Annotated in this window: 7 protein-coding genes and 1 pseudogene; 2 read left to right on the forward strand and 6 right to left on the reverse strand. The window is 61.3% G+C overall.

Annotation, left to right across the window (positions count from 1 at the left end):
* Positions 1–54: 54 nt before the first annotated feature.
* The 5 genes and pseudogenes from FFA61_RS07990 to FFA61_RS08015 all read right to left on the reverse strand — a co-directional run bounded on the left by FFA61_RS07990 (position 55) and on the right by FFA61_RS08015 (position 9,869).
* Positions 55–1,716, reverse strand: a complete 1,662-nt coding sequence (locus FFA61_RS07990) for an alpha/beta hydrolase (protein WP_005963185.1) — start codon at positions 1,714–1,716, stop codon at positions 55–57.
* A 161-nt stretch (positions 1,717–1,877) separates the two neighbouring features.
* Entirely contained in the window at positions 1,878–3,086 is a 1,209-nt protein-coding gene (locus tag FFA61_RS07995) for a DNA polymerase III subunit delta' (protein ID WP_005963184.1), read from the reverse strand.
* The gene (gene tmk, locus FFA61_RS08000) at positions 3,083–4,084 is read right to left on the reverse strand and encodes a dTMP kinase (protein ID WP_005963183.1); all 1,002 of its coding nucleotides are present in this window, start codon (positions 4,082–4,084) and stop codon (positions 3,083–3,085) included. The genes FFA61_RS07995 and tmk overlap by 4 nt, the downstream gene beginning before the upstream one ends.
* A 412-nt stretch (positions 4,085–4,496) precedes the next feature.
* Entirely contained in the window at positions 4,497–7,217 is a 2,721-nt protein-coding gene (topA, locus tag FFA61_RS08005; protein WP_005963182.1) for a type I DNA topoisomerase, read from the reverse strand.
* Positions 7,218–8,079: 862 nt separating this feature from the next.
* Positions 8,080–9,869, reverse strand: a pseudogene (locus tag FFA61_RS08015) (DUF7059 domain-containing protein).
* 263 nt (positions 9,870–10,132) lie between these two features.
* On the opposite strand from FFA61_RS08015, the gene FFA61_RS08020 reads away from it, so the two are divergent.
* Positions 10,133–11,104, forward strand: a complete 972-nt coding sequence (locus FFA61_RS08020) for a DUF808 domain-containing protein (RefSeq protein ID WP_005963176.1) — start codon at positions 10,133–10,135, stop codon at positions 11,102–11,104.
* A gap of 490 nt (positions 11,105–11,594) precedes the next feature.
* On the forward strand, positions 11,595–12,218 hold the full coding sequence (locus FFA61_RS08025) for a superoxide dismutase (protein ID WP_005963174.1): 624 nt from the start codon (positions 11,595–11,597) through the stop codon (positions 12,216–12,218).
* A gap of 669 nt (positions 12,219–12,887) precedes the next feature.
* On the opposite strand, the gene ptsP is transcribed toward FFA61_RS08025, so the two are convergent.
* Positions 12,888–14,573, reverse strand: coding sequence for a phosphoenolpyruvate--protein phosphotransferase (ptsP, locus tag FFA61_RS08030; protein ID WP_005963172.1), 1,686 nt, complete (start codon positions 14,571–14,573; stop codon positions 12,888–12,890).
* Position 14,574 lies beyond the last annotated feature (1 nt).

Raw genomic sequence — 14,574 nt, forward strand, 5'->3', positions numbered from 1 at the left:
CTAGCCCGCACACCACATCCTTAGCGATGGGCGAACCAGAGCATCTTTCAGAGCTTATTTGGAGCAGCTGAGCCCATTTTGCGGAACAGTACCATCAAGCAGATAACCCTCAACCGCGCCGACGACGCAGGAACCAGCGTCCTTCGAATATGCGGTATGCCCCCAGCCGTCATAGGTGACAAGCACGCCCGCGTCGAGCTGACTCGCAAGCCTTTGCGCCATCACATAGGGGGTTGCCGGATCATGCGTTGTACCAACCACGACGATGGGCTGGGAACCCTTCGCGTGGATCTCTTGTCGCTGTGCATGGCTCGTGGGCCAAGTGTCGAGGCCTGCAGAGGCGTATCCCGCCCAGGTGCCGAAAACAGGCAGTTCCCTCTTCAGGAGCTCAGCGTCCCGCTCCCACTCCTCGATCGTGCCTGCGGCCTCGTAATCAAGGTTGTTGATCGCGATGAGAGCCTCCGTACCATTCGAAGAATAAGAGCCATCATCCTCTCGGTCGTTGAGAATGTCCGCAATGTAGAGCAGCTGCGAACCATCATCATCTTTCAGGGCCGAAGAGAGAGCCTGAGTGAGAACCGGATAGGTGTCCTCCGAGTACATTGTGCCGATCACTGCTCCCAGCGCGAGATTCATGGTGAGGGGACGCTTTCGGTCATAGGTGGGAAGCGGCTCCTCATCAAGGCCGAGGAGAAAGTCCTTTAGCTGTTTGAGTGCCGCACTCCGATCCCCTGTGAAGGGACAGGACTTCGAGGCCAGGCAGATGTCCATCCAATGCCCGATGGAGTCTTCAAAACCGCGCATCTGCAGATCTGACACCTCATTGACACTCATCGAAGGATCAATCGCGCCATCAAGGACCATCCGGCCCGTCTTCGCGGGGAAAAGCTCCGCATAGGTCGCACCGAGGAAGGTCCCATAGGAGTAGCCGAGGTAGTTGAAGTTCGGCTGGTCGAGCACCTCTCTGACCATATCGAAGTCTTTCGCAGCGGAAACAGTGTCGATGTGCGCGAACAGGTCACCCGATCGATGTTCACAGTGATCGGCAAGGAAAGTCAGCTCACGAGTGCTCGACTCAACGATCTCCTGGGGGGTCTCCTCCTCGCGCTTGGAGTTCACCCCAAAAAAGGAGCCGGTCGCGTTGTAGGTATCAAGCTCAGCATCGCTCAGACACTTCAGTGGAGTGGATTCGCCAACACCACGAGGATCGAGGGCGACAATGTCGTATTTTTGGACGAGGTCCTTGCCGAGGCTATCCTCAACCTGATACGTAATAGAGTTCACAGACGCACCACCGGGGCCCCCGAGGTTGAAGAAGAGGGCGGGCGCTCCCTCGCTACCTGAACGGTGGATCGCGAGGCTCAAGGTGATCTGTTCTCCCGCAGGCTCTTCCCAGTCGAGGGGCGCATACAAGCGCGCGCACTGATACTCGGAAAGAGAACTCTTCGAAGCAGAGCCACGATCTGTGATTTGATCGGCCCTGCAACTGCCCCAGTGGATATTCTGGGCGTAGAAATCCTCGGCACTTGACGCTGTCACCGGATCCGGTTCTGTGTAGTGCTCCGACTCTGCCCACGAGCGATCGGGCTTGCTTCCTCCAGCGTTCACGATGCTTTGCGCACTCCAGACGGTCACCACAAGAATCGTGGTCGCCATAAAAACAGCGAAGACCACCGCTATGACAGAGGCGATGAGAGCGGGTTTCGAGTACTTCATGGCCCCTAGACTAGGGGACTCAGACGAAGAACCGCAGGCCCGGTTCACTCCCGGTGTGGATTGAAGCGCTGAGGATAGAAAGCAGTCCGCTTACGTTCCTTCAGGCCTGCGGGCACAGGGCGCCCTCATGGCGAAAATCTGGCGGAATCTCGTGCACGCCTTCAGGCCCACGGGCGCAGAGACACTGTCATCGCTTCGAGGACGAGTTGCGCCTGACCATTGCCGAGGAGTCGGCGGCGCGCCTGCTCAATCGCGGAGACTCGCGCCATTGTCTGGCGTGGTGTTGATTCTTGGGCAAGCTCGTGCACGAGAGCCGCCAGATCCGAGTTGATGAGCTCCTGATCGGCGTTCAACTGGACCATCAAGACATCCCGGTAGATCGAGAGCAGATCCACGAGGGCCCGGTCGAGTTCATCGGTGAGCGCGCGGCGTGAGCGTCGTTTCTGCTCCTCTTCGAGTTGGCGGAGCTGCGCCCTGGCGATGCGCGTCGATTGAGCGGATTCTTCCAGGCCGAGCACGCGCAACAGTTCAGCACGCTCACGCGCATCGGTTTCTTTCGTGCGAGCGTCCGCATCAGCCTTCGCGGTTTTCCAGAGATTCTCTGCGGCGAACACCGCCTCACCGACGGAACGTACTTTCGCGGGTGCGGTGATGATGTCTCGGCGATGTCGACGGGCCTCGGGGTCCTTGGCCAGTCCACGAGCCCTCCCTATATGCGATTGGGCTGCGCGTGCAGCTTCGAGGGCGGTCGCCTCGTCCGCAATGCCCTCCTGCATGAGGAGTTTGGCGACGGCGTGAACCGAGGGGATTCTCAACACCAAGTGTCGGCATCGCGAACGAATCGTTTGGATCATGTCTTCTGAGCTTGGGGCGCACAGCAGCCACACGGTCCGTTCAGGCGGTTCTTCAATGGCTTTAAGCAGAGCGTTCGCGGCTTGCTCATTGAGACGGTCGGCGTCCTCGATGAGGATGACTCGCCAGCGCCCCTGCGAGGGTGAGGCCTGCGCTCGATTGACGAGGCCCCGAGCGGAATCCACGGAGATGATGGTCTTTTGCGTGCGCACGAAGTGCACATCGCCGTTCGTTTCGAGCATGGTCGTCCGGCATCCCGGGCATACTCCGCATCCGGGTTCCTCGCCGACGCACTGCAAAGCGGCAGCGAAGGCTTTCGCAGCATTGGAGCGCCCCGAACCGGGTGGACCCGTGATGAGCCAGGCGTGGCTCATGGCGCTACGGTCCGCGTCAATGCGCTCAGCGCCCGTTCCTTGCGCGGCGAGGATCCTCCTCGCGCTCCTCGCCGCGTCGCTAAGTTTCGCGACGGCAACTTCCTGACCGATGAGGCTCTTCCACACCGGTTGGGCCTGGTTCACAAGAGCACGTCCTCTTCTTCGCAGGCCCATAGGGTTTCCTGGCTGCCCAGAAGAGAAAGGAGAGAGGGCGCTGCACTGTCCGTGCTCGACGAGGACGCAGGCTTAGCCACAGGGGTGGGGTCGCTCGTGGCAGTGGGAGTCGACTCAAGCTTGGCCACAGGCCCGGGCTTGGGCGCAGCGCTCGACTCAGGTTCGGCGTCAGAGCCCGATGCGAGCTTGGCAGCAGGGCCATACGCAGCAGCAGTATCTGGGGCAGCGGCCCCATCCACCTCGGTCGGACAAGGCGTTTCATCGCTCATGCAGGGGGCTTCACCCATACAAGGGGTTTCACCCGTCAACGCGGATGGTGCACTATGCGGATAGCGTTCCTCCAAAACACCACGAATCTCCGAGAAGACCTCGTCGGGCGTGCCCACGGCATCAATCACGATGATCCGATCCGGCTCCGCATCAGCCAAGCGCAAGTACTCGTGCCGGACCCGCTCATGAAACTCCATGGACTCACGTTCAAGACGGTCAGGAGCGTTCGTCCGACGACGCGCCCCGACCTCGGGAGGAAGATCGAGGAGGAAAGTGAGTTCAGGGTTGAGCCCCTGGGTTGCCCACACTGAGAGCGAACGGATTTCATCGACGCCCAGAGAGCGCGCGGCCCCCTGGTAGGCGACTGAGGAATCAATGTAGCGATCCGCGAGAACAACTTCCCCACGTGCAAGGGCGGGACGAATCCTCGTCGCGACGTGATAGGCGCGATCAGCCGCATACAGCAGAGCCTCTGATCGCGGATCGACATCCTCCGGTCCGTTCTGGACGAGCCTGCGGATTTCCTTGCCAAGCTCCGTCCCACCGGGTTCACGAGTCACGCTGACCTGTCGCCCCTGTGATTCGAACCAGTCTCGAACACGTTGGATCTGAGTCGACTTGCCTGAGCCATCACCGCCTTCGAAGGTGATGAACACGCCTTCTGCCATCGCAGCCTCGTTCGCAGTCCCTCGCTCCATGCCTCATATCCTCGCATGCCCCAGGGGCATCTTCGTCCTAGCCCTCGAAAGAAGAAGATGGAGCGCCGCTTCCATCGCGCAAAAGCGAAGCGCCGCCACTTCCGCCCCGCCCCTCAAGAGGGCGAAACACCGGGGGATCGTGTCTGCACCTTGAGAGGAGACAACCCCTGATCTTTCACCTCTCCTCCGGCGCGCTGGCCCAGCCCCACAAAAAACACGACCAAGATCAGCCACAACGAACCCCCTACACAAAGACTCCGTTGCAAGCACCACTAGAACCTAGCGCCCACACCTCAAGACGCGAGCCAGCCTCGAAACCCAGGGAACGGGCGAGTCCCCCAGGACACGAACACGCCCACACCTCAAGACGCGGGTAAAGTTCGAAACTCAGAGCGTGGGCGAGCCCTGCGAGTCACTTCGTAGAAGCCTTCTTCGTACTCGTCTTCTTGCTCGCAGTCTTCTTCGCCGTAGTCTTGCGCGTCGTCCTCGTCGCTTTCTTCGGGGCCGGGCCCTTCGTTCGCTTATCCGCCAGAAGCTCGAAAGCACGCTCCTGCGTCAGATCCTCAACGCTCTCCGCACGCGGCACGGTCACATTGGTTTCACCATCAGTGACATAGGGGCCGAAACGCCCGTCCTTCACCACGACCTTCTTACCGGACACCGGATCCGCGTCGAACTCACGAAGCGGAGGCTTGGCCGCGCCACGCCCTCGTGTCTTCGGCTGCGCGTAAATCGCCAGCGCCTCATCCAAAGTGATCGACAAGAGCTGTTCTTCACTCGACAGGGTACGCGAGTCCGACCCCTTCTTCAGGTAGGGGCCGTAACGACCGTTCTGCGCGGTAATGACCTCGCCGCTCGCCGGATCGACACCGAGCTCACGAGGAAGGGACAAGAGCTCAAGGGCCTGCTCCAAGGTGACCGTCCTCAGGTCCATCGACTTGAAGAGCGATGCGGTACGCGGCTTAGGCGCTGCAGCTTTCTTCTTTCCCTTCCCATTCGTCGTGGGCTCCTCCTCTTCTGGGAGGATCTCCGTAATGTAGGGGCCAAATCGGCCGTTTTTCGCGATGAGGGTGTGCCCCGTTGCTGGATCGATGCCGAGCTCTCGTCCATCATCAGCGGCGAGGGCGAAAAGCTCCTCGATCTTCTTCGCGTCGACCTCGTCGGGCGCGACATCCTCGGGAAGATTCGCGCGTGTGCCGTCAGCCTTCTCCAGGTAGGGCCCGTATCGGCCGACCCGTACGACGACGCCCTCGCCCACCTCCTGCGAGTTCACGGCCCGCGCATCAATGTCATCGCCAAGGGATTCGACCTGGAACTTCAAGCCGTCTGCATCGCCCTCGCCATTGGCTCCGAGATAGAAGAGAGACAGGAACTCTTCACCCGACTCTTCACCTGCGGCGATACGGTCGAGGTCCGTCTCCATTGAAGCGGTGAAGTCGTAGTCGACCAGATTGGAGAGGTTCTCCTCCAAAAGACGTGTCACAGAGAAGGCGAGCCAGGTCGGCACCAGGTACTGCCCGCGGTGGACGATATAACCCCGGTCTCCAATCGTCTGGATCGTCGCCGCATAGGTGGAGGGTCGGCCGATGCCGCGCTCCTCCATCGTCTTCACGAGAGTCGCCTCCGTGTAGCGCCCAGGAGGCTGAGTCTCGTGCCCTTCGGGCTTCGCCTCGACGACATCAGCGTCTTCGCCCTCGGAAACATTCGGCAAAACCTTCTCCGAGCCCGAGTCCTTCTCCTGGTCGTATCGGCCTTTATCGCGGCCTTCCTGGTACGCCTGACGGAAACCCGGGTGGGTGATCACCGTGCCCGAAGCGGAAGAAATGACATCGTGACGCTCGCCTTCGACCGAAATCCCTGTCAGCACGCGGATCGTCGCAGTAAAGCCCAGCGCGTCCGTCATCTGTGAAGCGAGCGTGCGCTTCCAGATCAAGTCGTAGAGTGCGAGCTGCTGCTTGCTGAGCAGCGAGGAAACCTCCGCCGGGGTGCGGAAATGATCACCTGCCGGGCGGATCGCCTCATGCGCCTCCTGCGCACCCTTTGAAACATTCCCATAAAAGCGCGGCTTCTCCGGCACTGAATCGGCACCGTAGAGCTCCGCCGCTTGAGCGCGCGCCGCCTGAATCGCCTGGGAAGACAGGGCCGTCGAATCGGTTCGCATGTAGGTGATGTATCCCGACTCGTACAAGGACTGGGCCGTACGCATTGTCGAAGACGCATTCCAATGCAGCTTGCGCGAAGCCTCCTGCTGGAGCGTCGAGGTCGTGAAGGGCGCAGCCGGGCGACGACGATAGGGCTTTTGCGTCACCGATTCAATGATCGACGAGGGCGAAGCCTCCAAAGCCTGGGCGATGGAAGCGGCAAAAGCCTCATCCAGGTGGAGCACCCCCGCCTTTTCTGCCTTCTCCTTCAAAACCCCCTTCTCGGAGAAGTCCGAACCTCCGGCGACGGCGCGACCATCAACGTGGGTGACGCGCGCGTCGAAGGATTCAGCCCCGGCCTCGATGCGAGTAGAGATGGAACAGTATGAAGCGGAAACATGCGCCATGCGGTCGCGCTCGCGATCCACCACGAGGCGTGTGGCAACCGACTGGACTCGTCCAGCCGACAAGGAGGGGCGGATCTTGCGCCACAGGAGCGGTGAAACCTCATAGCCGTAGAGGCGGTCAAGGACGCGGCGGGTCTCTTGAGCATCAACCAAAGCGGTATCGAGCTCACGAGTGTTTTCCAGGGCGCGAGTGATCGCTTCCTTCGTGATCTCGTGAAAGACCATTCGCTTGACGGGGACCTTCGGTTTGAGGACTTGGAGGAGATGCCAGGCGATCGCCTCTCCTTCGCGGTCCTCATCAGTTGCGAGGAAAAGCTCGTCAGATTCCTTCAGGGCCTTCCTCAGCTCCGCGACCTTCTTCTTCTTATCCGGGTTCACCGCGTAATAGGGAGTGAAACCGTGCTCGACATCAACGGCGAATCGCCCGTAGGGGCCCTTCTTCATTTCTGTCGGGAGGTCCTTCGGCTGCGGGAGGTCACGTATATGGCCGATTGAGGCGGTGACATGGTAGTCGGGACCGAGGTATCCCTCGATAGTCGCTGCCTTCGCGGGAGACTCCACGATGACCAGCTTCGACGCCCCCATGTTCCACCCTTTCCGCGTATTACCTCCACGAGTCTGTTTTTGACCCGCAGGGTGACCTTACAACGCCGGGCCCTCGTTTCCGGCTTCGTCCACATCCGTGCGGGGTGTCGACCCATGTTGAGGTCAGATGCTCTCCTTGTCTCTCACCCCGTGTGTTGGCACTGTCATGACCGAGCTCAGCTCGCATTTGCGCTGCCTATTCTGCCAATCCCTGCCCGCACCCGTGTGACGTGGGCGCGGATTCAGGGGTTGCGGGGTGTTTCGCCAACCCCCGCCCGCACACGTGTGACCCGCGCAATCCCCACCCGCACACGTGTGAGAGGCGTCGACTCCTGGCGAGTTTGGCGTTCAGAGGAGGGGTTCACGACAAGTGGAGGGGATATAACCCCTCCACACTCCGCCGTCCCCTCCACTCGTAGCCGGACAACCAGCAACTCCGGGCAAACACCGCCAACAACACACGCATCTAGATGCCCAGCGCCCCCTGCCCCGACGCACTACTGAAACCTCAAGTTCGGCAAGGTCGCCTCCGAGAAAGAGCTCCTCTGCCTCGGAGCACTACTGAAACATACTGAAACACCTACTGAAACATCGCTCCTCGAGGATGCTCAACATTCCCGCACGCAGGAGACGACGAATGCCCGGGCGGTCGCATGGAAGCTCATATACCCACCCTCCCCGCACGCAGGAGACCGTGATGCATCCTTTTCCCTCGCCTTCGCAGGTAGAGGACTTCAATCAGTGGAGGGTTTGGCGCTCAGAGGAGGGGTTCACGACAAGTGGAGGGGATATAACCCCTCCACACTCCGCCATCCCCTCCACTAGCTGCACAAGGAGCGAGTTCAGACCAGCACGAGGCCCGTCATTGCTCCACGATCTTCAGCATTCCCGCACGGAGGAGCTCTCGCAGCGGCTCATCAACCTCCTGGGTGATCTCAGCCGCGTCACGCTCGGTCAGCAAAGCCACCGCAGCCGCGATCTGCCCGACTTCGAGCTCCCCATCGGATGCGCCCACGATCGCCGAGGTTGCCGTCCCCACTTGAATCGAACGCCCTAATCCCGCTCCCTGATGAAGGATGAGGATCATCGGGTCGGCAGAACCCGGAACATAGTGGCGTTCCTCAGTCACATCATCGGCGCGCACAAGCCTGAGCCCAGATAAATCCTCCGGCAGGCGCAGCGCATCAAGGGTTCGGCGCACGTCCTCGCCTCGAGGTCGAGCCCCCGCGAGCCCAAGGTCGAAGCGGATGACACCTTCAGCCTCGTCGCCCACATGCTTGCGCACCGCGATGAAGCCCATGCCGACACCACCAACGCCCGCAGCGTCGAAATCGGCGAGCCATGTCCGGTAGGCATGCTCTCGTAAGGCACGTTTCGACAACGCCCGCTCAGGTGAAGAATGCTCACTTGACGCTTTCTCCAGCAGGCCTCGCTCGAAGAATGCCTACTCGCGTCCCGCTCGCTCGAAGAATGCTCACTCGGGTCCCATGCCCCGACCTCGTCACTCGGGTCCGCGTCCTGCAGCCACATCTCCACGTATTGCGCGGTATCGAGAACGTCGCGCTGAACGACCCAAGCATCAACGGGAAGGCCCTCGAACCAGGATTCGAGGCGCTTCGACCACTCGGCATCGGGGTCGACGCCCTCGGGGATCTCCCAGTTGCCGATCATCTGGAGGACACCACCCCGCTTGAGGCACTCGGGCCCTTCACGCACGACCCTGCGCACGAGCTCATCGCGACGCATCCCGCCGTCGCGGTATTCGAAGAGCCCATCGCCGCGCAGGAGCTCCGGGGTGATGACGAAAGGCGGATTGGTCACGACGAGGTCGAAGGCCTCACCCGCGACAGGTTCGAAAAGAGAGCCCTCACGAACCTCAATGTCGAGCCTGTTCAAGGCTGCGTTGAAGCGCGTGTATTCGCAGGCTCTGGGCGAAAGATCCGTTGCGACAACCCTGTTAGCGTGAGTCTTCAGGTGCATCGCCTGAATACCGCAGCCGCACCCCATGTCGAGGGCAGAGTCAATCGGCTCGCGGATCGTCATTTCCAGCAGGCTTGTCGACGCGCCTCCCACACCGAGCACATGATCCGCAGGCAGTGCGCGCCCGCTTTGCATGCTCGTGCGATCCGAGGCGATCCACCAGTTGAGCTCGCAAGTTCCCCCTTCGAGGTCGCCGTCGGCATCAGTATCGACGTGAGCATCAGTATCAGAGTCGACGTAGCTGTCGGCGTGAGCATCAGTACCGGCGTCGGGCGCGATCACGACATGAGGACGCAGATCCACGAGGGCAATAAAACACCCCGCAGCCCCTAAATCCCCGCCCACTTCCTCGACGAGGGCGAGTTCCTTCGCACCTTCAATGCCGAGCGTCGGCAGCGCGGCCTCGAGCTCCTCCGCGTTCACTTCATCGCCGAGGACGAAGAGTCTGGTGAGAATTGACGCAGCATCACTGCGCCCTTCGAGTTCCACGAGCGCTGGAATCCGCTGATCGCGTGCGAGCGCGCTACGGGCTCGATCCGACAGGAGAACATCCAGTGTGTCGAGGGTCCACGAAGCGGCCTCGAAATCAGCGCGCGCCCGCACTAGAAGCGCTGGCTCAGTCTTCGGCGTGGAACGCGTCTTCGGCGCGGAACGAAGTTCAGGGGTCGTCATGGCGACAAGACTACAAAAGCGGATAAAGGATCAAGGCCTCTGGGAGGAGCAGACCACTCGCATGAAGAGCACACGCGATGGCGCGCTTTGATTGATTCGGTCTTTTGAGGACTCCGGCCTGAGCAGAGGACTCCCCACGCTGAGCAGAGCAAACCCGTCTTCGAGAAGCCCCTCCCCGTCCTCAAGAAGAGCACTCCCCTCTTCGCCTGGCATGATTAACCCTGGCGCGCAGCGCGCCCTCGCCCTCGGAAATTAGGACGGTCATGTCCGGCGGACTCATCGCTCTCCTCGACGACATCGCAACCCTCGCAAAAGCGACAGCCTCTTCCCTCGACGACATCGCTGCGGGCGCGACGAAAGCCTCCTCGAAAGCCGTGGGCGTCGTCATTGACGACACCGCCGTCACTCCTCAATACGTGGCGGGACTAGACCCGAGCCGGGAACTGCCGATCATTCAGAAGATCGCGCGAGCCTCCCTCATCAACAAGCTCGCCATCATCTTGCCGCTCGCACTACTGCTGACCTGGCTCGCACCGTGGATGCTGCCGGTCCTGCTCCTCCTCGGCGGTTCTTTCCTCTCTTTCGAGGGCGCCGAAAAGCTCCTTGTGAAGCTCCACCTCCTGCCCGAACACAGCCACGAGAATGCTCCTGCAGCGACGAGCGCGGAAGAACTTGAAAAGGGCATCGTCTCCTCCGCAAGTCGAACCGATCTGATCCTTTCCGCTGAGATCATTTTGATCTCCCTCGCGAACGTCAACGCTGATTCGAATACCGTACGAATCGGCATCATGATCGCCGTCGCCTTCTTCATGACTTTCTTCGTGTACGGCCTTGTGGCGCTCCTCGTGAAGATGGATGACTTCGGCCTTCACCTCTCCAAACGCCAAGGGCCGCTGGCTGCGCTGGGCCGTGGGATCGTCACCATCATGCCGAAGGTCTTTTCGATCATCGGCATTGTCGGCACGGTCGCAATGCTCTGGGTTGGCGGGCACATTGTCATCACTTCTGTGTCGGATCTGGGATTGAGCTTGCTGCACGAGCTCGTCGAACATGCCATGACCGCAGTCGAGAGCTTCGGCGGCGCAGCGACGTGGACGATGGAAACAGCGCTCTCGGGCGTTTTCGGCCTCGCCTGGGGTGCGCTCGTCGCTTATACCTGGCTCGGGATATCCCTTTTGATCCCCAAAAGGCACGCTCCGATCAACGAGGACGAGGGCGCGGATGCGAGCCGCTGAAGGCTGGGGCGGCTGAGGAATACCGATTGAAGGCGACTTCTTGCAAGAAGGTCCTTGTGCGCGGCTCGATTGTTTGGGGGCTGTTTGCTACGTGCTGTCCTTGTTACGGGCCCGCTTGTTTCAGGGAGGCAATGGGGGTTTTTCTACACGCCCCGTTCAGAGGCGCAAACTGTTGAAGGCATGCCAGTGCTTGAGATGCACGCTTGCGTGAGGTGCGGCCCACTAATGCCGAGTGCTGCCCGGGGAAGCTAGGAAAAACAGCGTGAGGGTAAGAGCCTGGCACGGACAAAGGCTCGCGCTTAAAAGGTCTGCACGCAAAAGGCCTGGTCAGGAGAGGCCTGCGGGGGCTGATCGCGTGCCTGCCTAGAAAAGAGCCTGAAAACGCCTTGAAAGTCACGCATCATCCCCTCGCACGTTAGGACTAAGGGCCTGTAATCTCGGTGTTGTGAGGCCCGCTGGGGCCGCCGATCGACACCATTGAGGAGTGACCATGGCCGTCTACACCCTTCCCGATCTTCCCTACGATTACGCCGCCCTCGAGCCGTACATCTCCGGCACGATCATGGAACTGCACCACGACAAGCACCACGCGAACTATGTTGGCGGTGCGAACGCTGCTTTGGAGAAGCTTGAAGCGGCCCGCGAATCCGGCGATTTCGCCGCCATTAACCTCTACGAGAAGAACCTCGCGTTCAACCTCGGCGGCCACACGAACCACACGATCTTCTGGCAGAACATGACCCCTGACGCCCAGGAGCGTCCGGAAGGTGAACTCGCAGCAGCCATTGACGAGTATTTCGGCTCCTTCGAGAAGTTCCAGGGCCAGTTCGCCGCGGCCGCCCTCGGACTTCAGGGCTCGGGCTGGGGTGTCCTCGCTTGGGATGCACTGTCCAAGCGTCTCGTGACCTTCCAGCTCACCGATCAGCAAGGCAACATCCCCGTCGCGACCGTTCCCCTCCTCATGCTCGACATGTGGGAGCACGCCTTCTACCTCGACTACCAGAACGTCAAGGCGGACTACGTTAAGGCCTGGTGGAACGTCGTGAACTGGGCCGATGTCGCCGCCCGCTTCGAGCGCGCCCGCACCCAGTACACGGGTCTCGTCCTCGCCTGATTCTTGAGCGGGTGAGCGTTCGCGCTCTATCGCTGGGCACTTAGCGGGCTTGTCCGCATGTGTCTTGGCCGCGAGTGGCCCTGCGAGTCTTGAGTGCAGGTCGGCCTGTGAGCCTTGAGTCAGGCTGGCCCGCGAAGCTTGAGTACAGGCTGGCCCGCGAGCCTTGAGCACGAACCTCACTACGAGGCTCCTACACGAGTGGAGGGTTTGACGATATGTGGAGGGGTTATATCCCCTCCACATATCGTCAAACCCTCCACTAGCTGTTACCCCTCCTGGGGAAGCATCCACAAGCCCGCTGCGAGGATTCGAAGAAAACGGGCCACCCACCGGCCTCAGCAAGGCGAGCAGCCCAGCCCTCGGCAAGGCCAGCGACCCCACCTTCAGCAAGGCGAGCAGCCCGGCCTCAACAAAACCAGCAGCCCCGCTTCGCCACGTATTGTCGGCCTCATCCCCAAAATGCCGCCTCGTAAAAAGGAATCCGCCCGGCTGGAGGACCAGCCGGGCGGAGAACGTCGAACACCTGAAAGCCTTACTCAGCTCCCTTCACCAAGCGAAGCATCACAAGGGAAACCTCGCAGGTGAAGCTCCAGGTGAACGCTCGTGCTTCCTCGAAGGAACACCTGCCTATTCGCAGCAGCTGCTCTCTTCGGCGCCGCACCTGTCTACTCAGAGTAGCGCCTGCATCGCGGGCGCGACGAGCTTGAGGACATTGTTGCGCCCCTCCTCAGGAGTCGGAGCATCGACCGCGAAGGCTGCCATCTGCTGACATGTCGCCAGATCATGCATGCGCAGGCCCGCACGCACAGCGCGAACCTTCGAAGGAGCCATCGACAGCGAAGCGACACCAAGGCCCGTGAGGACGAGGGCCAGCAGCGGATCTCCGCCTGCCTCGCCGCACACACCGACCGGCTTGCCGGTGGCACGGCCTCCTTCACACGCGAACTTGATCATCTGGAGAACCGCGGGCTGCCATGCGTTGAGCAGCGGTGCGAGTTCACCGTCCATACGGTCCGCGGCCATCGTGTACTGCGTGAGATCGTTCGTACCGATCGAAGCGAAGTCCACGACCGAGAGCATCTGGTCTGCACGGATCGCGGCAGCCGGAATCTCAATCATGATGCCAACCTTCGGCAGGCCAGCGGCGCGCGCCTTCTCGGCGAACCATTCAGCCTCTTCAAGGGTCGCCACCATCGGAGCCATGACCCACAGTTCAGCCTTCGTCTTCGCATGCGCGGCAGCGAGGGCGGCAAGCTGCGTATCGATAAGGTCCTCACGGACCTGGCACAGGCGAAGACCCCTTCGCCCAAGCGCGGGGTTCTCCTCCTCACCAAGGTTCGCGAAGGACAGAGGCTTATCAGCGCCCGCATCAAGGGTGCGCACAACAACGCGCCGCTCCCCAAAGGCCTCGAGGACCTTCGTGTAGGTGTCGGTCTGCTCCTCCAAAGAAGGCGCCTCCGCCCGATCGAGGAAGAGGAACTCCGTGCGGAACAGGCCCGCACCCTCAAGATCGACCTCGGCAGCCCTCTTCGCATCATCGACGGTGCCGATATTTGCGAGGAGCTTGACCCGGTGGCCGTCGTAAGTGGCGCCTTCACCGGAGGAACCTGCGAGAGCAAGGGCGCGACGACGTGAACGCTCTTCGAGGAGTTCAACCTCTTCAGCGGTCGGGGAGACCACGACCTCGCCGACACCGCCGTCCAGAGCGAGGAGATCCCCCTCGTTCACCTCGAGGATTCCGGCGACCTTGACGATTGCCGGGATTCCGAGCTGTGCGGCGAGGATCGCGGTGTGCGAAGTCGGACCGCCGACCTCGGTAATGATGCCCTTGACCGTTTCAGGATCAAGAGTGGCCGTCTCCGCCGGCGCAAGATCGCGTGCGACGAGGACAACGGGCTCCTCGAAGGTGGGGACACCGGGAGCGGGAAGTCCGCGGAGCTCGCAGATCGCGCGATCGCGCACGTCGTAAAGGTCCGTGGCGCGCTCGGCCATGTAGCCGCCGAGGCCGCGAAGCATCTCCGCGTACTCTTCGACTGCGGCGTGGACCGCCTGGGTCACGCCGAGCCCCTTCTTCAGCTTCTTATCGATCGCTTTAGCGAGGCCACGGTCAGCCGCGAGTTGGGCGGTTGCCTTCAGGATCGGAGCTGACTCTTCGGGAGCCTTCTTGGCCCGTTCCTTCAAGCTTGCGGACACGACTGCGAGGGCGCCGCGAACGCGCTCGCCCTCAGCTACCGGATCGGTGCAGGGGGCTTCGTTCTCATCAACGCCGGGGGCGGGGCGAACAATGGCGGCCTTCGCTGCTGCGGTTCCAGCAGAAACACCGATGCCGTGAAGAACTGCGTGTGGGCTTGCCATG

Origin of the sequence: Schaalia cardiffensis F0333 (assembly GCF_005886435.1) — a bacterium.
Classification (GTDB): Bacteria; Actinomycetota; Actinomycetes; order Actinomycetales; family Actinomycetaceae; genus Pauljensenia; species Pauljensenia cardiffensis.

Bases quoted from the DNA above. Each gene is read 5' to 3' on its own strand.
- FFA61_RS07990 (WP_005963185.1), bottom strand. From the start codon at position 1,716: ATGAAGTACTCGAAACCCGCTCTCATCGCCTCTGTCATAGCGGTGGTC.
- tmk (WP_005963183.1), bottom strand. From the start codon at position 4,084: ATGGAGCGAGGGACTGCGAACGAGGCTGCGATGGCAGAAGGCGTGTTC.
- topA (WP_005963182.1), bottom strand. From the start codon at position 7,217: ATGGGGGCGTCGAAGCTGGTCATCGTGGAGTCTCCCGCGAAGGCAGCG.
- FFA61_RS08020 (WP_005963176.1), top strand. From the start codon at position 10,133: ATGTCCGGCGGACTCATCGCTCTCCTCGACGACATCGCAACCCTCGCA.
- FFA61_RS08025 (WP_005963174.1), top strand. From the start codon at position 11,595: ATGGCCGTCTACACCCTTCCCGATCTTCCCTACGATTACGCCGCCCTC.
- ptsP (WP_005963172.1), bottom strand. From the start codon at position 14,573: ATGGCAAGCCCACACGCAGTTCTTCACGGCATCGGTGTTTCTGCTGGA.